This is a genomic window from Brevibacterium sp. 'Marine', from assembly GCF_012844365.1.
Classification (GTDB): Bacteria; Actinomycetota; Actinomycetes; order Actinomycetales; family Brevibacteriaceae; genus Brevibacterium.
The window spans coordinates 2,387,508-2,407,394 of the sequence record NZ_CP051626.1 but is presented as its reverse complement, the minus strand read 5'-3'; the positions used below and the strand labels follow the sequence as shown (position 1 = coordinate 2,407,394).

Annotated in this window: 16 protein-coding genes; all 16 read left to right on the top strand. The window is 66.1% G+C overall.

Annotated features, from left to right (window positions below; all coding sequences use genetic code 11):
• Position 1 precedes the first annotated feature (1 nt).
• The 16 genes from murF to hisD all read left to right on the top strand — a co-directional run bounded on the left by murF (position 2) and on the right by hisD (position 19,887).
• On the top strand, positions 2–1,465 hold the full coding sequence (gene murF, locus HF684_RS10880) for a UDP-N-acetylmuramoyl-tripeptide--D-alanyl-D-alanine ligase (RefSeq protein WP_169252481.1): 1,464 nt from the start codon (positions 2–4) through the stop codon (positions 1,463–1,465).
• Complete coding sequence (gene mraY / locus HF684_RS10875; protein WP_169252480.1) at positions 1,465–2,553, top strand: phospho-N-acetylmuramoyl-pentapeptide-transferase; 1,089 nt, start codon at positions 1,465–1,467, stop codon at positions 2,551–2,553. The genes murF and mraY overlap by 1 nt, the downstream gene beginning before the upstream one ends.
• Positions 2,546–4,069 (top strand): UDP-N-acetylmuramoyl-L-alanine--D-glutamate ligase, encoded by a 1,524-nt coding sequence (gene murD, locus HF684_RS10870; RefSeq protein WP_169252479.1) that lies wholly within the window; start codon positions 2,546–2,548, stop codon positions 4,067–4,069. The genes mraY and murD overlap by 8 nt, the downstream gene beginning before the upstream one ends.
• A 1-nt stretch (position 4,070) precedes the next feature.
• Positions 4,071–5,612, top strand: coding sequence for a putative lipid II flippase FtsW (ftsW, locus tag HF684_RS10865; protein ID WP_169252478.1), 1,542 nt, complete (start codon positions 4,071–4,073; stop codon positions 5,610–5,612).
• 1 nt (position 5,613) lies between these two features.
• Complete coding sequence (gene murG, locus HF684_RS10860) at positions 5,614–6,714, top strand: undecaprenyldiphospho-muramoylpentapeptide beta-N-acetylglucosaminyltransferase (RefSeq protein WP_169252477.1); 1,101 nt, start codon at positions 5,614–5,616, stop codon at positions 6,712–6,714.
• Positions 6,715–6,716: 2 nt separating this feature from the next.
• The gene (murC, locus tag HF684_RS10855; RefSeq protein ID WP_169252476.1) at positions 6,717–8,132 is read left to right on the top strand and encodes a UDP-N-acetylmuramate--L-alanine ligase; all 1,416 of its coding nucleotides are present in this window, start codon (positions 6,717–6,719) and stop codon (positions 8,130–8,132) included.
• 5 nt (positions 8,133–8,137) lie between these two features.
• Positions 8,138–8,893 carry an FtsQ-type POTRA domain-containing protein gene (locus HF684_RS10850; RefSeq protein WP_169252475.1) on the top strand — a complete coding sequence of 252 codons (756 nt, stop codon included), beginning with the start codon at positions 8,138–8,140 and terminating at the stop codon, positions 8,891–8,893.
• Between the two features lie 238 nt (positions 8,894–9,131).
• Complete coding sequence (ftsZ, locus tag HF684_RS10845; RefSeq protein ID WP_169252474.1) at positions 9,132–10,319, top strand: cell division protein FtsZ; 1,188 nt, start codon at positions 9,132–9,134, stop codon at positions 10,317–10,319.
• A 1-nt stretch (position 10,320) separates the two neighbouring features.
• The gene (pgeF, locus tag HF684_RS10840) at positions 10,321–11,079 is read left to right on the top strand and encodes a peptidoglycan editing factor PgeF (RefSeq protein ID WP_169252473.1); all 759 of its coding nucleotides are present in this window, start codon (positions 10,321–10,323) and stop codon (positions 11,077–11,079) included.
• A gap of 78 nt (positions 11,080–11,157) precedes the next feature.
• Complete coding sequence (gene sepF / locus HF684_RS10835; protein WP_169252472.1) at positions 11,158–11,679, top strand: cell division protein SepF; 522 nt, start codon at positions 11,158–11,160, stop codon at positions 11,677–11,679.
• Between the two features lie 95 nt (positions 11,680–11,774).
• The gene (locus HF684_RS10830) at positions 11,775–12,074 is read left to right on the top strand and encodes a YggT family protein (RefSeq protein WP_169252471.1); all 300 of its coding nucleotides are present in this window, start codon (positions 11,775–11,777) and stop codon (positions 12,072–12,074) included.
• A 303-nt stretch (positions 12,075–12,377) separates the two neighbouring features.
• The gene (locus HF684_RS10825; RefSeq protein WP_169252470.1) at positions 12,378–13,178 is read left to right on the top strand and encodes a DivIVA domain-containing protein; all 801 of its coding nucleotides are present in this window, start codon (positions 12,378–12,380) and stop codon (positions 13,176–13,178) included.
• Positions 13,179–13,302: 124 nt separating this feature from the next.
• Complete coding sequence (locus HF684_RS10820) at positions 13,303–13,839, top strand: signal peptidase II (RefSeq protein ID WP_169252469.1); 537 nt, start codon at positions 13,303–13,305, stop codon at positions 13,837–13,839.
• Positions 13,832–14,755 (top strand): RluA family pseudouridine synthase, encoded by a 924-nt coding sequence (locus HF684_RS10815; RefSeq protein WP_169252468.1) that lies wholly within the window; start codon positions 13,832–13,834, stop codon positions 14,753–14,755. Before HF684_RS10820 ends, HF684_RS10815 begins: the two co-directional genes overlap by 8 nt.
• A gap of 191 nt (positions 14,756–14,946) precedes the next feature.
• Entirely contained in the window at positions 14,947–18,504 is a 3,558-nt protein-coding gene (dnaE, locus tag HF684_RS10810; RefSeq protein ID WP_169252467.1) for a DNA polymerase III subunit alpha, read from the top strand.
• 72 nt (positions 18,505–18,576) lie between these two features.
• Positions 18,577–19,887 (top strand): histidinol dehydrogenase, encoded by a 1,311-nt coding sequence (gene hisD / locus HF684_RS10805; RefSeq protein ID WP_169252466.1) that lies wholly within the window; start codon positions 18,577–18,579, stop codon positions 19,885–19,887.

Genomic DNA, 19,887 nt, shown 5'->3' with positions numbered 1-19,887 from the left:
TATGAAGCGACTGACTGCAGCCGAGATCGCAACCGCCCTGAGCGGCGAGTTGTACGGCATCGACCCCGAGACCCCATTGACCGCCGGTGTGGTGACCGACTCGAGAGAAGTCGGACCCGGCGATATCTACGTCGCCCGCCGAGGCGAAAGCTTCGACGGCATCGAATTCGCTGCCGCCGCCGTCGAGGCGGGAGCGGCCCTGATCATCGGCGAATCCGTCCCCACCATCGACGATGAGCCGCTGCCGGTCGTCGTCGTCGCCGATGCCACCGAAGCGCTCGGCCAGCTGGCCAAGCACAGCATCGAAGGCCTGCGCGCAGACGGCGAGATCACCGTCATCGCGATCACCGGCTCCGTCGGCAAGACCACCGTGAAGGACCTCGCCGCCGACCTCCTCGCAGGTGCTGCCGAGACCGTGTGGCCGCCGAACTCCTACAACAACGAGGTCGGCGTCCCGCTGACGGCCCTGCGGGCGGTCGAGTCCACCCGTTTCCTCGTCCTCGAGATGGGAGCCCGGTCGATCGGCAACCTCGCCTATCTGACCAGCCTCATCCGGCCCGATATCGCCGTCGAACTCGCCGTGGGCACCGCCCACTCCGGAGTCTTCGGGTCGATCGAGAACACCGCTCGGGCCAAGGCCGAGCTGGTCGAGTCGCTGACGGCCGGATCCACCGCCGTGCTCAACGCCGACGACACCCGCGTGTCCGCAATGCGTGAGGTCCTCGCTCCCGACGTGTCCACCCTGTGGTTCTCACAGCGTGAGTCCCTGCCCGAATGGGTCGGGGCCGACGACCGGGTCGTGCGCGGCACCTCTGTGTCCACGGATTCCTCCGGTCACCCGACGTTCACCCTCACCCTGCCCGGTGAAGAGCCGCGGGATGTACGACTGGCGCTCATCGGCGAACACCACGTCGGCAACGCTCTGGCGGCAGCCGCCATCGCCCACGCCTGCGCAGTGTCGACGAAGTCGATCGTCACGACCCTGTCGACCTCCTCGGCGGCCAGCCGCTGGCGGATGGAGCTCATCGACTCGCCGACGGGTGTGACCGTGCTCAACGACGCCTACAATGCGAACCCCGAATCCATGCGAGCCTCCCTGAAGACCCTGGCCTCGATGGGCCGCGGTGACGAGGAGACGAGCCCGCGTCGCACCTTCGCCGTGCTCGGCGAGATGCTCGAACTCGGTGATGAGTCGGTTTCCGCGCACTCGGACATCGGCGAACTCGTCGTGCGCCTCAACATCACTCGCACCATCGTCGTCGGTGACGGCGCCAAGCCGATCTTCAACGCTGCGAACCTCGAGGGCTCCTGGGGCAACGAGGCGGCCTGGGTCGCCACCGCGGCCGAGGCGAGGGATCTTCTCAATTCCGAACTCGCACCCGGCGACATCGTCCTGTTCAAATCCTCCCGCGACGCCGGTCTGCGCTACCTGGGAGACGAAATCGCCGGAGTATCGGGGGCCTGATGATTGCCGTACTGCTCGCAGCCTGCCTGGCTCTCATCTTCGCGCTCGTCGGCACCCCGCTGTTCATCCGGGTGCTCGTCAGGAAGGGGTACGGCCAGTTCGTCCGTGACGACGGTCCGACCTCGCATGCGACGAAGCGCGGGACCCCGACCATGGGCGGCGTCGTCATCATCGGCGCCGCGGTGCTCGCCTACCTGCTCGGACATCTGTTCACCGGTTCCGTGCCCACGGCATCGGGTCTGCTCGTGCTGTGGCTGGCTGCGGGACTGGCGGTCGTCGGGTTCCTCGACGACTTCATCAAGATCAAGAAGCAGCGGTCGCTGGGCCTGCGCCCGACACCGAAGCTCATCGGCCAAGCCTTCGTCGGAATCTCCTTCGCCGTCCTCGCCCTGCAGTTCCCGAACTCCTTCGGCGAGACCCCGGCGTCGACGAAGGTCTCGTTCATCCGCGACACGAACCTCGACCTCGCCTTCGGCTCAGCGATCCTCGGGCTCATCCTGTTCGTCATCTGGGCGAACCTGATCGTCACCGCCGTCTCGAACGCGGTCAACCTCACCGACGGGCTCGACGGTCTGGCCGCCGGTGCCTCGGTGGTCGTCTTCGCCGCCTATGTCGTCATCGGCACCTGGCAGTCGACGCAGAACTGCAACCTCATGTCCGAGGCCACGAATGCCTGCTACTACATGCGCGACCCCCGTGACCTCGCGATGGTCGCCGGGGCCATGGCCGCGGCCTGCTTCGGCTTCCTGTGGTTCAACACCTCCCCGGCGAAGATCTTCATGGGCGACACCGGTTCGCTGGCCATCGGCGGTGCCTTCGCCGGACTGGCGATCATGTCGCGCACCGAGCTGCTGCTCATCGTCCTCGGCGGACTCTTCGTCATCATCACCCTGTCGGTGATCATCCAGGTCGCTTCCTTCAAGACCACCGGCAAGCGCGTGTTCCGAATGGCGCCGCTCCAGCACCACTTCGAGCTCAAGGGCTGGGCGGAAGTGACGATCGTGGTGAGATTCTGGATCATCGCCGCCCTCTTCGTCATCGCCGGAATCTGCCTGTTCTACGCCGACTGGGTGGCCCGCGTTGGCTGATGACCCCACCACCCCCAAGGAGATCCCGGCCGCGCTCAGTGGCCCGAGCTCATCCTTGGCCGGACTGCGCATCCTCGTCACCGGCCTCGGCGTGACGGGATTCCCCGCCGCCGTCCACCTCGGCGAACGCGGCGCCGACGTCATCGTCATCGACGGCGACGACACGGCCGATGTCAGCGAGAAGGCGCAGATCCTCGAGGTCTTCGACGTCGACATCCGCCGGGGTCCCGAACACGTCGAGACTCTGCCCGAGGGCGAGCTCGACCTCGTCGTCACCTCGCCCGGATGGCGCCCCGACCAACCCGTGCTCGCGGCCGCAGCAGAGGCCGGCATCCCCGTCATCGGTGAAGTCGAACTCGCCTGGCGGATCCGCGGGACGAACGATGCCAAATGGCTGGCCATCACCGGCACGAACGGCAAGACGACGACCACGACGATGCTCGAGTCGATGCTGCTGGCCGCTGGGCTCAAGGCCAAGGCCTGCGGCAACATCGGCACCCCGCTGCTCGAGGCGGTGCTCGAACCCGGGCTCGAGGTTCTCGCGATCGAACTCTCGAGCTTCCAGCTGCACTGGCAGGAGTCGATGAGCGCCGACGCCGCGGCCGTGCTCAACATCGCCCCCGACCACCTCGACTGGCACGGCAGCGCCGAGGCCTACGCGGCAGACAAAGCGAAGATCTTCCACAATGCGAAGCTCGCCTGCGTCTACAACTGCGCCGACGAGGTGACCCTGCACATGGTCGAGGACGCCGACGTGATCGAAGGAGCCAAGGCCATCGGCTTCACCACCGGTGTGCCTCGCCCCGGCGAACTCGGCGTCGTCGACGATCTGCTCGTCGACCGGGCCTTCATCCCGCAGCGCTACTCCTCGGCCGCCGAACTCGCCTCCCTCGACGATGTGGCGGCCTCCACCGGCGTCGCGGGGTCGCGGCCGGCCCCGCACCAGGTCGCCAACGCTCTGGCCGCCGCCTGCCTGGCACGCGCGATCGACGTGCCCGGTCAGGCGATCGCTGCGGGACTGCAGAACCATTCGCTCGGAGCGCACCGCATGGTCACCGTCGCCGACGCGGACGGCATCCGCTGGGTCGACGATTCGAAGGCGACGAACACTCACGCCGCGAATGCCTCACTGGCCGCGTTCGACTCGATCATCTGGATCGCCGGGGGGCTGCCCAAAGGCGCGGACTTCACTTCTCTGTTCGCCGACCACCGCGACCGGCTCAAGGCGCTCGTGCTCATCGGCTCCGACGACTCGGCCTATCGCGAGGCCATCGCCGCGACCATCCCCGGCCTCGACGTCGTCCGCATCGAACCGGCCCTGGCCGTGGATTCGGGAGTCCCGAAGCGCCGCGGCGAGGCGGTCGCCGCGGCCGCCGTCGACGCTGCCGCGGCCTTGGCCGAACCCGGCGACACCGTTCTGTTGGCACCGGCGGCCGCGAGCATGGACCAGTTCCTCAACTACAACACTCGCGGCGAACTGTTCACCGAGGCCGTCAACACGCACCTGGAGCGCTGAGATGGGACGGCAGGCCACCGCGAAGGCGGATGAACGTCGCCGCCGCAAGCGTGCGAAGACGACTGTCTCCGCAGCGACTCCGTCGACGTCGAAGAGCCTCGGAGCGACCGCGACGAAGCCTGCGGACGTGAAGTCCGCCACACGGACCCGTGCGGGGAAGTCCGCCGCCACGGAATCTGCCACGAAGACCGCCACGAGGAAAGCCGCCGGCGGGAAGAATCCGGCGAAGGCAACCGGGAAGAAACCTGCGAGGAAGCCGGCGAAGAAGCCTGCGAAGGTCGTCGGGAAGAACACGACCGCCTCGGCGATCCGGAACGCATGGGATCATGTGCGCGGTGACGTCTCCGGACTCTCCGCTCATCCGCTGACGACCTACTTCCTCATTCTCGTCTCCGTCGTGCTGCTCACGGGGCTGGGCCTGGTCATGGTGCTCTCCGCCTCATCGATCACCTCCTACGACGGGGGAGCAGGCTCATCGTTCGCCTATTTCAACAAACAGGCGATGTTCGCCGGCGTCGGCCTCGTCCTCATGTACATCGCGAGCCGGATGTCGCTGCAGTTCTGGAAGCGGACCGCCTGGTTCGCGATCATCGGCGGCCTCGCCATGCAGGCAGCGGTCTTCATCCCGGGCCTCGGCAAGGAGACGAAGGGCAACGCGAACTGGATCGGCGTCGGCGGATTCCAGATCCAGCCCTCGGAGTTCCTCAAGGTCGCCCTCGCCCTGTGGCTCGGCTTAATCCTGGCCCAGAAAGCCGGGAAGATGACCACCTTCGGCCACGCCATGATCCCCGTCGTTCCCGGAGTCCTCGCCGCCGCCGGACTCGTCGTCGCCGGCAACGACCTCGGCACCGGCCTGGTCATCATGGCCATGGCGATCGTCTGCCTGTGGGTCGGTGGGTTCCCGATGAAGTACTTCCTGCTCCTGGGCAGCGTGCTCGCTGCGGCGGTCACCTTCTTCGTCCTCAGCTCCCAGAACCGTCTCGACCGCATCCAGGCGATGCTCACCGGACATGCCGATCAGTCCGCCGCGGACACCATGGGGCAGGCGTGGCAGTCCAACCACGGACTGTTCTCCCTGGCCTCGGGCGGATGGCTGGGAGTCGGACTCGGCGCCAGCCGTGAGAAATGGTCCTGGCTGCCCGAAGCCCACAACGACTTCATCTTCGCCATCATCGGAGAGGAGCTGGGCCTCGTCGGCACCCTCGTCGTCATCCTCATCTTCGCCGTCCTCGGCTTCGGGATGGTCCGGGTGGTGATGCGCTCGAACAGCCTCATGGTCCAGGTCGCCACCGCCGGCTTCTTCGCCCTCATCATCGGCCAGGCCGGAATCAACATCGGCGTCGTCACCGGAATGCTGCCGGTCATCGGTCTGCCTCTGCCGTTCGTGTCCTACGGCGGCTCCTCGATCATCGCCTCGCTGCTCGCCGTCGGTGTGGTGCTGTCGTTCGCTCGCACCGAGCCGGGCGCCGAGGCGGCCATCGCCGCCAACAGGGATCGCCTGCGATCCTCGCTCGCCGTGCTTGCCCGCAAGAAAAGGAAATGAGATGACGAACATCCTCCTCGCCGGTGGAGGCACCACCGGCCATATCTCGCCGATGCTGGCGATCGGCCGTGAGCTGGCCCGGCAGCACCCCGATTGGGATGTCGTGGCGCTGGGCACCCCCGACGGGCTCGAGGCCGAAATCGTTCCCCGCGCCGGATTCGAGCTGCTCACCATCGACAAGGTGCCCATGCCTCGGTCGCTCAGTCCCGCCCTGCTGAGGTTCCCGTTTCGCTTCCGCGGCAATATCTCCGCCGTCAAGCAGATCATCTCCTCCCGCGGCATCGACGCCGTCGTCGGCGTCGGAGGCTACGTGTGCCCACCGGCGTTCCTCGCCGCCAAACAGGCGAAGATCCCACTGATCGTCCACGAAGCCAATGCGAAGCCGGGAATGGCCAACCGCCTCGGCGCCCGACTGACCACAGCGGGTCGCGTCGGCATCACGTTCCCGGACACGCAGCTGCCGGGTTCGACTCTCGTCGGCATGCCCATGCCCACCGAGATCACCGATCTCGACCGTGGCGACGAAGGACGGCGTGCAGGATTCCGTGCCGATCTCGGTCTGCGCGATGACCGCCCTGTCCTCGTCGTCACAGGCGGCTCCTCCGGGGCACGAAAGATCAACGAGGCCTTCCTCGCCACCGCGACCGCATGCCAGGAGGCCGGCATCCAGGTCCTCCACATCACGGGAGCCGGAAAGGGCGAAGCGCTGCGCGAGGTCGCATCCGAACTGAGCGACTACCACGTCGTCGATTATGTCGACGGAATGCACCGAGCCTACGCGGTCGCCGATCTTCTCGTCGCCCGCTCCGGAGCAGCCACGGTCTCCGAAGCCACGGTCGCCGGCGTCCCCGCTCTCTACGTGCCCCTGGCAATCGGCAACGGCGAACAGCGCCTCAACGCCTCCGGCAGCGTGAGCGCCGGCGCCTCGCTCATGGTCGACAATGCCGACTTCTCACCGTCGACGGTCGTCGAGACCATCCTGCCGCTGCTCGCAGACGAATCGCGACTCGCGCAGATGAGCCGAGCGGCACTGAACCTCAACTACCCCACCGATGCCGCGGCCCGCATGGCCGCCATCGTCAATCGCGCGTTGGAAGGCTGATCATGACCTCTGCGAACACGAGCCCTGCGAGCATCGTTCCCGTCGGCGAGCTCGGAGCCGTCCACTTCATCGGCATCGGCGGTTCGGGAATGTCCGGAATCGCCCGGATCATGGTCATGAACGGGGTCGACGTCTCCGGCTCCGACGCGAAGGAATCCAACGTCGTCGATGTTCTCCGGACCTTGGGCGCCACGGTCACGATCGGACATTCGGCCGAGAACCTCGGGGCAGCCGACACCCTCGTCATCTCCTCGGCCATCCGCAAGGACAACCCCGAACTCGTCGAAGCACAGCGACGTGGGCTGCGCATCCTCCACCGCTCCGGGGCTCTCGCCTCTCTCATGGTCGACCGGCGAGCCGTGGCCGTGGCCGGCACCCACGGGAAGACCACGACCACGTCGATGACCACCGTGGCACTGCAGGCCTGCGGAGTCGACCCGTCCTTCGTCATCGGGGGAGTGCTGTCGACGACGGGCACGAATGCCCACCTGGGCACCGGAGACGTCTTCGTGGCCGAGGCCGACGAATCCGACGGGTCGTTCCTCCTGTACGAACCGGCGATCGGCATCCTCACGAACGTCGAAGCCGACCACCTCGACCACTACGGGACTCCGGAGAGGGTGCGCGAAGCCTTCATCGAATTCTGCGACGGCATCCAAACCCGGGGCGGAACGATCATCGCCTGCGCCGACGACCCGGGATCCCGTGATGTCGCCCTGCACTCCCGCGGCCAGGGCGCCGACGTCGTCCTCTACGGCACTTCCGTCGACGCCGATCTCGTGCTGCGCGACCTCGACTCCGGAATCGGCTCGACCTTCGTCCTCGACCTGCCCGGCCGCGACGACGAGCTGCGGGTCGAACTGCGGCAGCCGGGCATGCACAACGCGCTCAACGCCACCGCCGCGATCGCCGTGGCCCACAGCCTCGGCGCCGATGTCGAACGCGCGGCCGCCGGGCTCGCCGGCTACGGGGGCACGCGCCGGCGCTTCGAAGAACGCGGCATCGCGGCCGGAGTGCGCGTCATCGACGACTACGCCCACCACCCGACCGAGGTCCGTGCGGTGCTCAGCGCCGCCCGCGGAGTCGTCACCGACGGCGGACGGGTCTGGGCGATCTTCCAACCGCACCTGTATTCGCGGACGATGGAATTCCGGGAGGAGTTCGGACAGGCCCTCGGCCTGGCCGATGAGGTCGTCGTCCTCGACGTCTTCCCCGCCCGCGAAGATCCCGTGCCGGGAGTCACCGGAGCGCTCATCGCCGACAGGGTCCCGCACGGGAACGTGACCTTCTTGGAGTCCTTCGCCGAGGCGGTCCCGTTCGTCGCGGCACGGGTGAAGCCCGGTGATCTCGTGCTCACAGTCGGAGCCGGCGACGTGACGATCCTCGGACCCGAGCTGCTGAGCGCACTGGAGGGCTGAGGCCCATGGTGCCGCTTCCCCCGGCCCGGTCCGGAGACAACTCCACCGCCGACCTCACCGGAGTCATCCGGGCCCGCCGCCGGCAGACCTGGCGTCGACGCCTCATCGCCATCGGCATCGTGGCCGCGCTGATCGCCCTCGTCGCCGTCGCCTGGTTCTCACCCCTGCTGTCCCTGCAGAAGGTGCAGGTGAGCGGCAGCGAGCTGATCGACACCGACACGGTCAGCGATTTCGTGCTCGACGGTCAAGGCGGCAGACCCCTGCCGCAGGTGCGCCCGGGTGCGGTCGAGGACTCCGTGCTGGGGGAGTTCCCGAAAGCCGAAGCCGCCTCCGTCCACTATGCCGGCCCCCGGGCCCTGAAGATCGACATCACGGACCGCACCCCCGTCATCGCGATCGAAGGCGCATCCGGCTACCGTCTCTACGACTCCGAGGCCGTCGATCTCGGCACGGTCGACACAGCGCCCAAGAAGCTCACCGTGCTCAGCGGCGGCGGACACCAGCCGGACCGAGAGACCGTCGCCGCGGTGATCCGCTTCATGGGCGATCTGCGACCGGAGCTCAGGCGTCAGCTGGTGACGATCGAGGCCGAGGACTCCATGAGCCTCAAGGGGCGACTCGACACCGGCAAGCAGAAGGCCACGGTCGTCTTCGGCGATTCGACCGACTCCAGCCTCAAGGTGCGCACCGCCGCCCAACTCGCTGCCGAAGGCCGTACCGAGATCGACGTCTCCGTGCCCTCGGTACCCGTGACCGACTGATCCTCGGTGCGCACGAGCAGCGGTCCGGGACGCCGCCCGTTCGCACCGCACGGGGCAGCCACTGCGATTGCCGCCGTTTGGCCCCGACACACCGGGTGTGAAGTTTGGCCGAACCCCGACACTCCGGCGAGAATGGTTGCAGTGAGATTGCCCCGCCCAATAGCCTCAGGGCAGAGAACACAGACCGAATGCGCACGCAGACCCTGCGGAGCGCAAGCGCTTGAGACGAGGAACCGACTTGGCTGAATTCCCACAATCCGGAGCGGACATCAAAGTTGCCGGAACCGGCGGCGGCGGTGTCAACGCTGTACAGAGGATGATCGACGTCGGCCTGCGCGGCGTGGAGTTCATCGCAATCAACACCGACGCCCAGGCTCTCGTCCTCTCCGACGCCGATGTCAAGCTCGAGATCGGCCGTGACCAGACTCGCGGACTCGGCGCCGGCGCGGACCCGGAGATCGGCAAGAAGGCAGCCGAATCCTCCGAAGACGCCATCCGCGACGCACTCGAAGGTGCGGACATGGTCTTCGTCACCGCCGGCGAAGGCGGCGGCACGGGAACCGGCGCCGCCCCCGTCGTGGCCCGCGTGGCCCGCTCGCTCGGCGCACTGACCATCGGCGTCGTCACCCGACCGTTCACCTTCGAGGGACGCCGTCGTTCCGCGCAGGCAGAAGCCGGAATCGCGGCTCTGCGCGAAGAGGTCGACACCCTCATCGTCATCCCCAACGACCGTCTGCTCTCGATCTCCGATCGCAGCGTCTCCGTCGTCGAAGCATTCCGCTCCGCCGATGAGGTCCTGCGCTCCGGTGTCCAGGGCATCACCGACCTCATCTCGGTCCCGGGACTGATCAACCTCGACTTCGCCGACGTCAAGTCGGTCATGCAGGATGCCGGCACTGCGCTCATGGGCATCGGTGCGGCAACCGGCGACGACCGTGCCGTGCAGGCCGCCGAATCCGCCATCGCCTCCCCGCTGCTGGAAGCCAGCATCGACGGCGCCCACGGAGTGCTCTTCTGCATCACCGGCGGCGGCGACCTCGGACTCTTCGAGGTCAACGAGGCTGCACGCCTGGTCCAGGAGGCCGCGCACCCCGAAGCGAACATCATCTTCGGCGCGGTCATCGACGACAACATCGGCGACGAATGCCGAGTGACCGTCATCGCCGCCGGGTTCGACAACACCTCCCCGAATGCGGAGGTCGCCGGATCCGATCAGATCCCCGCGCCGATCCCGGCCGCCGCTCCGGCCGAGCCCGAGACAGAGTCGCCCGTCGTCGCCGAACCCGAGACCGAAGCGCCGGAGGCCGATGAGCCGGCACCTGCCCCCCGCCGCAGCGAGGAGCACCAGATTCCTGCCTCCCTGCCGGGCGAACGGAGCAGCTCGAACTTCGACTCCGACCTCGATATCCCGGATTTCCTCAAGTAATATGCTGCGCTCGAGGTTCGTCATCCCGGGCGGACGCACCGCCCACGTCGCCTTCACCGATCGGCACGGCGGCTATTCGAGCGGGGACTTCTCCTCGTTCAACCTCGCCCGCCACGTCGGAGACGATGACGAACTCGTCGCAGCCAACCGAGCCGCTCTCGCTCAGGTCATCGGCCTGAGCGGCGAGCGGCTCTCGTTCGTCTCCCAAGTGCACGGAACCGATGTGCACATCATCAGCGACGAAGCACAGCTGCGGCAGGAACCGGTCGAGGCCGATGCCCAGCTGACGACCGTGTCCGGAGTGGGCCTGGCGATCATGGTCGCCGACTGCACCCCGGTGATGCTCGCCGACGCCGAGGCGGGCGTCATCGCCGCCGTCCATGCGGGACGCCCGGGAATGGCCGCGGGTGTGATCGGCTCGACGATCGCCGCAATGCGCGACGCGGGCGCTCGGGACATCCATGCAGTCATCGGACCGTCCGTCTGCCCTCGCTGCTACGAAGTCCCACCGGAGCTGAGGAGCGAGGTCGCGGCGATCGAGCCGACAGCCGCCTCGGTGTCGGTCACCGGCACACCGGCCCTCGACGTTGCCGGAGCGGTGGCCGAACAGCTGCGCCGGGCCGATGTGGCCATCGATCACTTCTCACGCACCTGCACGAAGGAATCCGAGGATCTCTTCTCCTACCGCCGGCAGAAGCGCACGGGGAGGTTCGCCGGGATCATCTGGCTGCAGGAAGAAAAGACCGCGACACACCCATAGGACTCACCGGACCGGATGCCCGGGTGCGATAGTTTGGGCGACAGGTGAGCAAGTGCCGAAGTCCGAGGAGCTTTAGACATGTCAGCAATCAAGAAGACGCTGGAATACCTGGGTTTCGTCGAAGAAGAGGACGAGACCACCACCCAGCACACCGACCGTCGTGAACCGGCGCGCCGCGACCGCGAGGTCGTCGAGACCTTCGACGACGTCGACGACTCCGACGCCCCGGCGGCAGCGGAAGAACGGACCCCGGCCCCGGTGACGCCGATCCATCCGTCACCGATCCGTCCCGTAGACACCCCGGCGCCAGGAACCTCAATGAATCGCATCAGGACCATCCACCCCCGCAGCTACAACGACGCCATGGTCATCGGCGCCGCCTTCCGCGAGGGCACCCCGGTGATCATGAATCTCTCGGAGATGGACGAGAACAACTCCAAGCGTCTCGTCGACTTCTCCGCCGGCCTCATCTTCGGTCTGCACGGCTCGATCGAACGGGTCACGAACAAGGTCTTCCTGCTCACCCCCGAGAACATCGAGGTCGCCGGCGAGAACGAAGCGGATTCGGACACGCAGGCCAGCTTCTTCAACCAGAGCTGAACGGCGCCTGGACACTCTCAACTCGTCCTCAGCTGGAGCCGATAGGCTGAAGCCTCAGAACTCTCAAGCAACAACGAAAGGCGCGGGGGACCCACGTGGCCATCATCTTCTACATCCTCGGTACAGCGCTGAGCCTCTATGTGTACGTGCTCCTGGCGCGCGTGGTGCTCGACCTGGTCCAGGTGTTCTCCCGCGACTGGCGGCCCACCGGCTTCCTCCTCGTCCTCGCCGAGATCGTGTACACACTCACCGATCCGCCGCTGAAGCTGCTGCGCAGGATCATTCCGCCGCTGCGTCTGGGGCAGGTCTCGCTCGACCTGGGATTCATCGTCCTGCTCATCGGCATCCAGATCATCGCGTCGGTGTTCTTCAACCTCTCGCACACCTCCGCCTGATGCCCTCGCCGCGGTGACCTCGGCTGACGAATCACTGTGAATGGGCACCGGGAATCGCCTCCGGATCTCTTCGGTCGGCTATCGTGAATCGTTTGCGTGATGACCGGATGGATGGTGAATATACTCACCATAATTGGCTGTCCGCGTGCTCGGCTTGTTAGCCTCGGATGCGGAAAACTTCGTCATTGAATGCGAGACACGCCATTACTGCGGGACAAAACTGCAGGTGTTACGCTAATGTGACGTTGAAGCCGTCCTTCGGGGCGGCAGCGTAATGAATGTAGATCGACTGAAGGTGACCTCATGGCGCTCACGCCTGAAGACGTAGTAAACAAGCGGTTCCAGCATGTGAAGTTCCGCGACGGGTACGACCAGGACGAAGTCGACGATTTCCTTGATGAGGTCGTCGTTGAGATTCGCCGTCTCTACCAGGAGAACGACGAGCTGCGTCAGAAGCTCTCCACCGCCGAACAGCGTGTGAAGGAACTCGAAGCCGGCGGCGCCTCCGCGGCACCGGCAGAGGACATCGACGCCACTCAGGCGATGCCCGCAGCCGTTCCCGCACCCGAAGAGAAGGAAGAGGCTCCGGCTCCGGCCGAGGCACCTGCCGCTCCGGCACCGGTCGAAGAGACCCCGGCCCCGGCCGTCAAGGAAGCCGCTCCGGCCCCCAAGGACAGCTCTGCTGCACCTGCTATGGCAGCCGGTGCCGCCGGTGGAGCCGCGGGTGCCGGTCTCGGCGCTGCCGTAGCGGGCGACGGAGACGCTCATGGTCTCATCGCTCTGGCTCAGCGCGTCCACGACGAGCATGTCGCCGAAGGTGAGCGCAAGCGCGACGAGCTCATCAAGGGCGCTGAGAAGGAAGCAGCCGACATCGTCGGCAAGGCCGAATCCAAGCGCGACGAGACGCTGTCGACCCTCGAATCGCAGAAGTCGACGCTCGAGCGTTCGATCGACCAGCTCTCGAACTTCGAGCGCCAGTACCGCACTCGCCTCAAGAGCTACCTCAACGATCAGCTGCGTGACCTCGAGAACTCCACGAGCCTGGCTCCGGAGACCCTCGACGGAAACGGCCCGCTGGGCGGTTCCTCGAACCACAAGCTCTGATCCCAGCGCACCAGCGACCGAGGTCCGGGAACTCTGCGGAGTGCCCGGGCCTCCGTCGTGTCCGCACACTCCGCCGCCACACGCCTGCATCCGGCACCGTCGGCAGTGGTCTAGAATGAACCAAATGAACGATCCTGCCTCACGGGTGAAACGACCTCGCGCCGCCATGATGGTCCTGCTGTTCACAATCGCAGCATCAGTGCTCGTGATCGATCAGTTCACCAAGTTCCTCGCCGTCACCTTCCTCGAAGACGGGCCTCCGGTTCCGGTGATCGGCTCCCTGGCCGGATTCACCTTCTACCGCAACCCCGGAGCCGCGCTCGGCCTCGGGTCGAATGTGACGTGGATCTTCCCGATCATCGCCGTCGGCGTCTTCATCGCCATCCTCGTGATCTCTCGCAAGCTCGGGTCGCGGGCCTGGGCGATCGGCCTCGGTCTGCTCTTAGGCGGACTCTTCGGCAACCTCGTCGACAGGCTCTTCCGCGAACCGTCGTTCCTGCACGGCGCCGTCGTCGACTTCATCGATCTGTCTCTGTTCATCTGCAATGTCGCGGACATCGCGATCTCCGCCGCCGCAGTGACCCTCGTCATCGTCAGCCTCAGGGGCATCGACATCGACGGATCGGACTCCACCCGCGTGAAAGAGGACTCTCATGACTGAACGTTCCATCCTCGTCCCCGAGGGACTCGACGGCCAGCGCGTGGACGCTGCGATGTCGAAGCTGCTCGGTCTCTCCCGCACTGCGGCCGCCGATATCTGCGCCGACGGGGGAGTGGAGATGTCCGGGCGCCCGGTCATCAAATCCGATCGCGTCATCGCCGGTGAACGACTCGACATCATGATGCCCGAGCCGAAGAAGCCGCTCGAGGTCGTGCCCGATCCCGTGCCGGGAATGCGCATCGTCCACGACGAAGATGCATTCGTCGTCGTCGACAAGCCCGTCGGCGTGGCAGCACACCCGGCCCTCGGCTGGACCGGACGCACCGTCGTCGGCGGTCTCGCCGCAGCAGGATTCCGCATCGCCACCTCCGGCGCGCCCGAACGTCAGGGCATCGTGCAGCGACTCGATGTCGGCACGTCGGGACTCATGGTCGTGGCGAAGAGCGAATACGCCTACAGCGTGCTCAAACGCGCCTTCAAGGAACGCACGGTGGAAAAGACCTACCATGCGGTCGTGCAGGGACTGCCCGACCCTGTGCTCGGCACCATCGATGCCCCGATCGCCCGGCATCCCAAACACGACGGACTCTACGCGGTGCGCACCGAAGGCAAGAACGCGATCACCCACTACGAAGTGATCGAAGCCCACCGCCGTGCCGCACTCGTCGAGGTCCACCTGGAGACCGGACGCACTCACCAGATCCGCGTCCATTTCTCCGCCACCAAACATCCCTGCGTCGGCGATCTGCCCTACGGCGCCGATCCGGTGCTGGCGAAGGAACTCGGACTGGAACGCCAATGGCTGCATGCCGTCAAGCTCGGTTTCCACCACCCCGATACGCAGAAGTGGGTCGAATTCGAAAGCGGGTACCCCGAGGACCTGCAGACCGCGCTCGACCGCATCCGGCCGCGCTGACACCGGTGGCCGGCCCCGCCGCCCACTGCCTGTGCCGGATCCCGGCTGCTGCGCGACACGCCGCGCTGAACTGCGCGAGCAGGAGCCCCGGTGCCACGTGCCGGGAACAACACTTCCGGGAGCCGTCTTCCGAACGGTCGATGGACTAAGCTGGAACGGCAACACCGGCAACTTCAGGAAGGCGGCGCCCAGTGCCGAACGAGGACTTCGTCCACCTCCACGTCCACACCGAATACTCCATGTTGGACGGTGCGGCGCGCCTCGCCGATCTGATGGCGGCGACGAAGGCATCGGGGATGTCCGCGATCGCCACGACCGACCATGGATACCTGTTCGGCGCCTTCGACTTCTGGTCTCAGGCGACTGCCGCCGGAATCAAACCCATCATCGGCGTCGAAGCCTATGTCACCCCCGGCACCGACCGCCGGGACAAGACGCGCGTGAAGTGGCGCACCGACGAATCGCAGAAGAGCGATGATCTCTCCGGCGGTGGTCTCTACACGCACATGACTCTGCTGTCTCGGAACAATACGGGCATGCGCAACCTGTTCAAGGCATCATCGTATGCCTCCCTGGACTCGGTGACCGCGAAATGGCCCCGACTGGACCAGGATCTGCTCGAGAGCTATTCCGACGGACTCATCGCCACCACCGGCTGTCCCTCGGGCGAGGTGCAGGTGCGGCTGCGGCTGGGGCAATACGAAGAAGCCAAAGCGGCGGCCGGGAAGTACCGTGAGATCTTCGGCAGGGACAACTACTACGTCGAACTCATGGACCACGGCCTGTCCATCGAGAAGAGGGTGACGAAGGACCTCATCCGACTGTCGAAAGAACTCGACATTCCGCTGGTCGCCACCAACGACCTCCACTACACGCACGAATCCGATGCGAAGGCGCACGAGGCCCTGCTGGCCATCCAATCAGGTTCGAAACTCATCGAACCCACCTACGATCAGGGCGGATCGCGCTTCGCCTTCTCCGGCTCCGGCTACTACCTCAAGACTCCCGCAGAGATGCGGTCACTGTTCAGGGAATTCCCCGAGGCCTGCGACAACACCCTCGAGATCGCCGAGAAGTGCGAAGTCTCCTTCGACACCTCGGCGAACTACATGCCGAAGTTCCCGTGCCCTCCCGGCGAGGACGAGACCTCGTGGCTGATCAAGGAGGTCGCGAAGGGACTCGACTACCGGTACCCCGGCGGTGTTCCCGACGACGTCCGCAGGCAGGCCGACTACGAACTCGACATCATCATCTCGATGGGCTTCCCCGGCTACTTCCTCGTCGTCGCCGACTTCATCAACTGGTCGAAGGACAACGGCATCCGCGTCGGGCCCGGCCGTGGTTCGGGTGCCGGCTCCATGGTCGCCTACGCGATGCGCATCACCGATCTCGATCCGCTCCAGCACGGACTGTTCTTCGAGCGCTTCCTCAACCCGGACCGTGTGTCCATGCCCGACTTCGACGTCGACTTCGATGATCGTCGCCGCAGCGAGGTCATCGACTATGTGACCGAGAAATACGGCGACGAGCGTGTGGCGATGATCGTCACCTACGGCACGATCAAGACGAAGATGGCACTGAAGGACTCCGCTCGAGTCCTCGGCAAACCCTTCTCCATGGGTGAGCGGCTGACGAAGGCTCTGCCGCCTGCGGAGATGGCCAAGGACATTCCGCTCAAGGACATCGAGGACCCGGAGTCCAAGCGCTATAAGGAAGCCGGGGAGTTCCGCGAACTCGTCGACGCCGATCCGGAGGCCCGGGAGACCTTCGAGACCGCCAAGGGCCTGGAAGGGCTGAAGCGACAGTGGGGTGTCCACGCCGCCGGTGTCATCATGTCCTCGGACCCGATCATCGACGTCATTCCGATCATGCGGCGGTTCCAGGACGGACAGGTCATCACCCAGTTCGACTATCCGACCTCTGAGGGCCTCGGGCTCATCAAGATGGACTTCCTGGGGCTGCGGAACCTCACGATCATCTCCGACGCAGTGGAGAACATCAAAGCCAACCGGGACCACGAACTCGACCTCGAGCACCTTGCCCTCGACGATCCTGCCGCGTACGAGCTGCTGACCCGGGGTGACACCCTCGGTGTGTTCCAGCTCGACGGCGGCGGCCTGCGTGCCCTGCTGCGGATGATGAAGCCGGACAACTTCGAGGATATCTCCGCGACCCTGGCGCTCTACCGCCCCGGGCCGATGGGCGCCGACTCGCACACGAACTATGCCCTGCGCAAGAACGGTCTGCAGGAGGTCACCCCGATCCACCCGGAGCTCGAGGAGCCGCTCAAGGAGATCCTCGACACCACCTACGGTCTCATCATCTACCAGGAGCAGGTGATGGCGATCGCACAGAAGGTCGCCGGCTACTCGCTGGGACAGGCAGACATCCTCCGCCGCGCGATGGGCAAGAAGAAGAAGTCCGAGCTCGACAAGCAGCAGGTCGGATTCTTCGGCGGAATGAAGGAACGCGGCTATTCCGAAGCCGCTGCCCAAGCCCTGTGGGACATCCTGCTGCCGTTCTCGGACTACGCGTTCAACAAGGCGCACTCGGCCGCCTACGGCGTCGTGTCCTACTGGACCGCCTATCTCAAAGCTCACTACACCGCCGAATACATGGCGGCCCTGCTGACCTCGGTCGGTGACAACAAGGACAAGCTCGCGATCTACCTCAACGAGTGCCGCCGGCTGGGCATCACCGTGCTGCCTCCGGACGTCAACGAATCCGCGCTCCACTTCACCCCGGTCGGCACCGATATCCGCTTCGGCATGGGCGCGGTCCGCAACGTCGGCGCGCACGTCGTCGAGGGCATCGTCGAGGCCCGCGGCGAGAAGGGCGCCTACACCTCGTTCACGGACTTCCTCGACAAGGTGCCCAGCCACGTGTGCAACAAGCGCACGATCGAATCGCTCATCAAGGCCGGCGGTTTCGACTCGCTCGGCCACAGCCGTCGCTCACTCGTCGAAGTCCACGAGGAGGCCGTGGACTCGGTCATCGGCGTCAAGAGGCAGGAAGCCAACGGACAGTTCGATCTCTTCGCCGGGCTCGGCGGGGGAGACGACTCACCGGGCTTCTCCGTGACCATCCCGGACCGTCCGGAGTGGGAGAAGAAGGAGAAGCTGTCCTTCGAGCGTGACATGATCGGTCTCTACGTCTCCGACCACCCGCTCAACGGGCTCGAAGGTGTGCTGGCTGCCGAATCCGATGCCTCCATCGCCGAGGTGGTCGATCCGGAGTCGCACCGCCATGACGGATCCCAGATCAAGGTCTGCGGAATGATCACCCAGGTCACCCGCAAGGTGTCGAAGAACTCCGGGCGTCCCTATGCGATCGTGACCGTGGAGGATCTCGAAGCCGAGATCGAGGTGATGTTCTTCGGCGACACCTACGAGCCGGTGGCGAGCCTGTTGGCGACCGACCTCGTGATCTCCCTGACCGGTCGCATCCGCACCTCAGATGACCGTCCGACCTCGCTGATGGCGATGTCGATGACGATTCCCGATGTCACCGACCCCAACGATCGGCCGCTCAACCTCATCATGCCGATGGAGAAGGCAACCGAGGAGATGGCGTCGAAACTCAAACGGATCCTCGAATCCAACAAGGGGCAGACGGACGTCCACATCACTCTTTCTCAGCCGGGACGGCAGACGATCATGCGCCTGGATCGGTCGATCCGAGTCGATCCGAACCCGAGCCTCTACGGCGACCTCAAGGCTCTGCTGGGCTCCCGCTGCTTCAGCGTCTGAGGCGCGACCGCCGAGACCGCCCTCGTCCGCACTGCGGGCCGGGGGGCCTGCAGTGCTGCTGCGGAGACTAGAATGGTGCGGGTGAACATTCTGGACTTCCGTGGTGAGACCCTCAACAAGCGATTCCTGGCGCAGAAGCTGCCTCGGGCCGCCGAGACCCATGCCGATATCGAACGACGAGTCGCCGACCTGCTCGACACCGTCGCCGGCGGGGGAGCAGCCGCGGTGAAGGACTTCACCGAACGCTTCGACGGGGTCCGTCCCGAGGCTCTGCGCGTGCCGGCCTCGGCGCTGGCCGAGGCCGCAGCCGAACTCGATCCCGCGGTCAAGGCCGCACTCGTCGAATCCATCGCCCGGGCCCGGACGGTCGCGGCCGATCAGCGTCCCGACGACGTCCGCACCGAACTGGCCTCCGGCGCCTTCGTCACCACCCGCCACCTGCCGGTCGAACGAGTCGGACTCTACGTTCCCGGCGGACTGGCCGTGTACCCGTCGACGGTGATCATGAACGTCGTGCCGGCACAGACCGCCGGTGCACACTCATTGGCGATCGCGAGCCCGCCCCAGAGCAACGGCCTGCCGCACCCCACCGTGCTCGCCACCGCACACATCCTCGGCGTCGACGAAGTGTGGGCGATGGGCGGAGCACAGGCGATCGGCGCCCTGGCCTACGGCTTCGACGACGGTGAGGAACTCGAACCCGTCGACCTCATCACCGGTCCCGGGAACGCCTATGTGGCTGCGGCGAAGTCCCTGGTCCGTTCCCGGGTGGGCATCGACGCGGTCGCCGGACCCACGGAGATCATCATCCTCGCCGACGACCAGGCCGACCCGCGCTTCGTCGCCGCCGACCTCATCAGCCAGGCCGAACACGACGAACTGGCCGCCTCGGTGCTGGTCACCGACTCCGTCGATCTCGCCGAGGCGGTGCAGAAGGAGCTGGACGTGCAGGTGCCGCAGGCGATGCACACCGAACGGATCGGGACGGCTCTGGCCGGTCGACAGTCAGCGATCGTCCTCGTCGACGATCTCGACGCCGGGATCACCGTGGTCAACGGCTACGCCGGAGAGCACGTCGAGGTCCACACGGCCGATGCGGAAGCGGTCGGGGCACGGATCACGAACGGCGGAGCGGTCTTCCTCGGCGATTGGGCACCGGTGTCGCTCGGTGACTACTGCGCCGGGTCGAATCACGTGCTGCCCACGATGGGCACCGCCGCTCACGGTTCGGGGCTGGGTGTGCACTCATTCATCAAGGTCAGCCAGGTCATCGACTATGATCGACAGGCACTGTCCGAGGTGGCCGGGCACATCGGTGTTCTCGCCGCCAGCGAACAGCTGCCGGCCCACGGGCGGGCTGTCGACATCAGGTTCGAGGAGTAG

What these genes read in the sequence shown, in the direction of transcription:
- murF (WP_169252481.1), top strand. Translation starts at nt 2, where the DNA reads ATGAAGCGACTGACTGCAGCCGAGATCGCAACCGCCCTGAGCGGCGAG.
- mraY (WP_169252480.1), top strand. Translation starts at nt 1,465, where the DNA reads ATGATTGCCGTACTGCTCGCAGCCTGCCTGGCTCTCATCTTCGCGCTC.
- ftsW (WP_169252478.1), top strand. Translation starts at nt 4,071, where the DNA reads ATGGGACGGCAGGCCACCGCGAAGGCGGATGAACGTCGCCGCCGCAAG.
- murG (WP_169252477.1), top strand. Translation starts at nt 5,614, where the DNA reads ATGACGAACATCCTCCTCGCCGGTGGAGGCACCACCGGCCATATCTCG.
- murC (WP_169252476.1), top strand. Translation starts at nt 6,717, where the DNA reads ATGACCTCTGCGAACACGAGCCCTGCGAGCATCGTTCCCGTCGGCGAG.
- HF684_RS10850 (WP_169252475.1), top strand. Translation starts at nt 8,138, where the DNA reads ATGGTGCCGCTTCCCCCGGCCCGGTCCGGAGACAACTCCACCGCCGAC.
- pgeF (WP_169252473.1), top strand. Translation starts at nt 10,321, where the DNA reads ATGCTGCGCTCGAGGTTCGTCATCCCGGGCGGACGCACCGCCCACGTC.
- sepF (WP_169252472.1), top strand. Translation starts at nt 11,158, where the DNA reads ATGTCAGCAATCAAGAAGACGCTGGAATACCTGGGTTTCGTCGAAGAA.
- HF684_RS10825 (WP_169252470.1), top strand. Translation starts at nt 12,378, where the DNA reads ATGGCGCTCACGCCTGAAGACGTAGTAAACAAGCGGTTCCAGCATGTG.
- HF684_RS10820 (WP_169252469.1), top strand. Translation starts at nt 13,303, where the DNA reads ATGAACGATCCTGCCTCACGGGTGAAACGACCTCGCGCCGCCATGATG.
- HF684_RS10815 (WP_169252468.1), top strand. Translation starts at nt 13,832, where the DNA reads ATGACTGAACGTTCCATCCTCGTCCCCGAGGGACTCGACGGCCAGCGC.
- hisD (WP_169252466.1), top strand. Translation starts at nt 18,577, where the DNA reads ATGGTGCGGGTGAACATTCTGGACTTCCGTGGTGAGACCCTCAACAAG.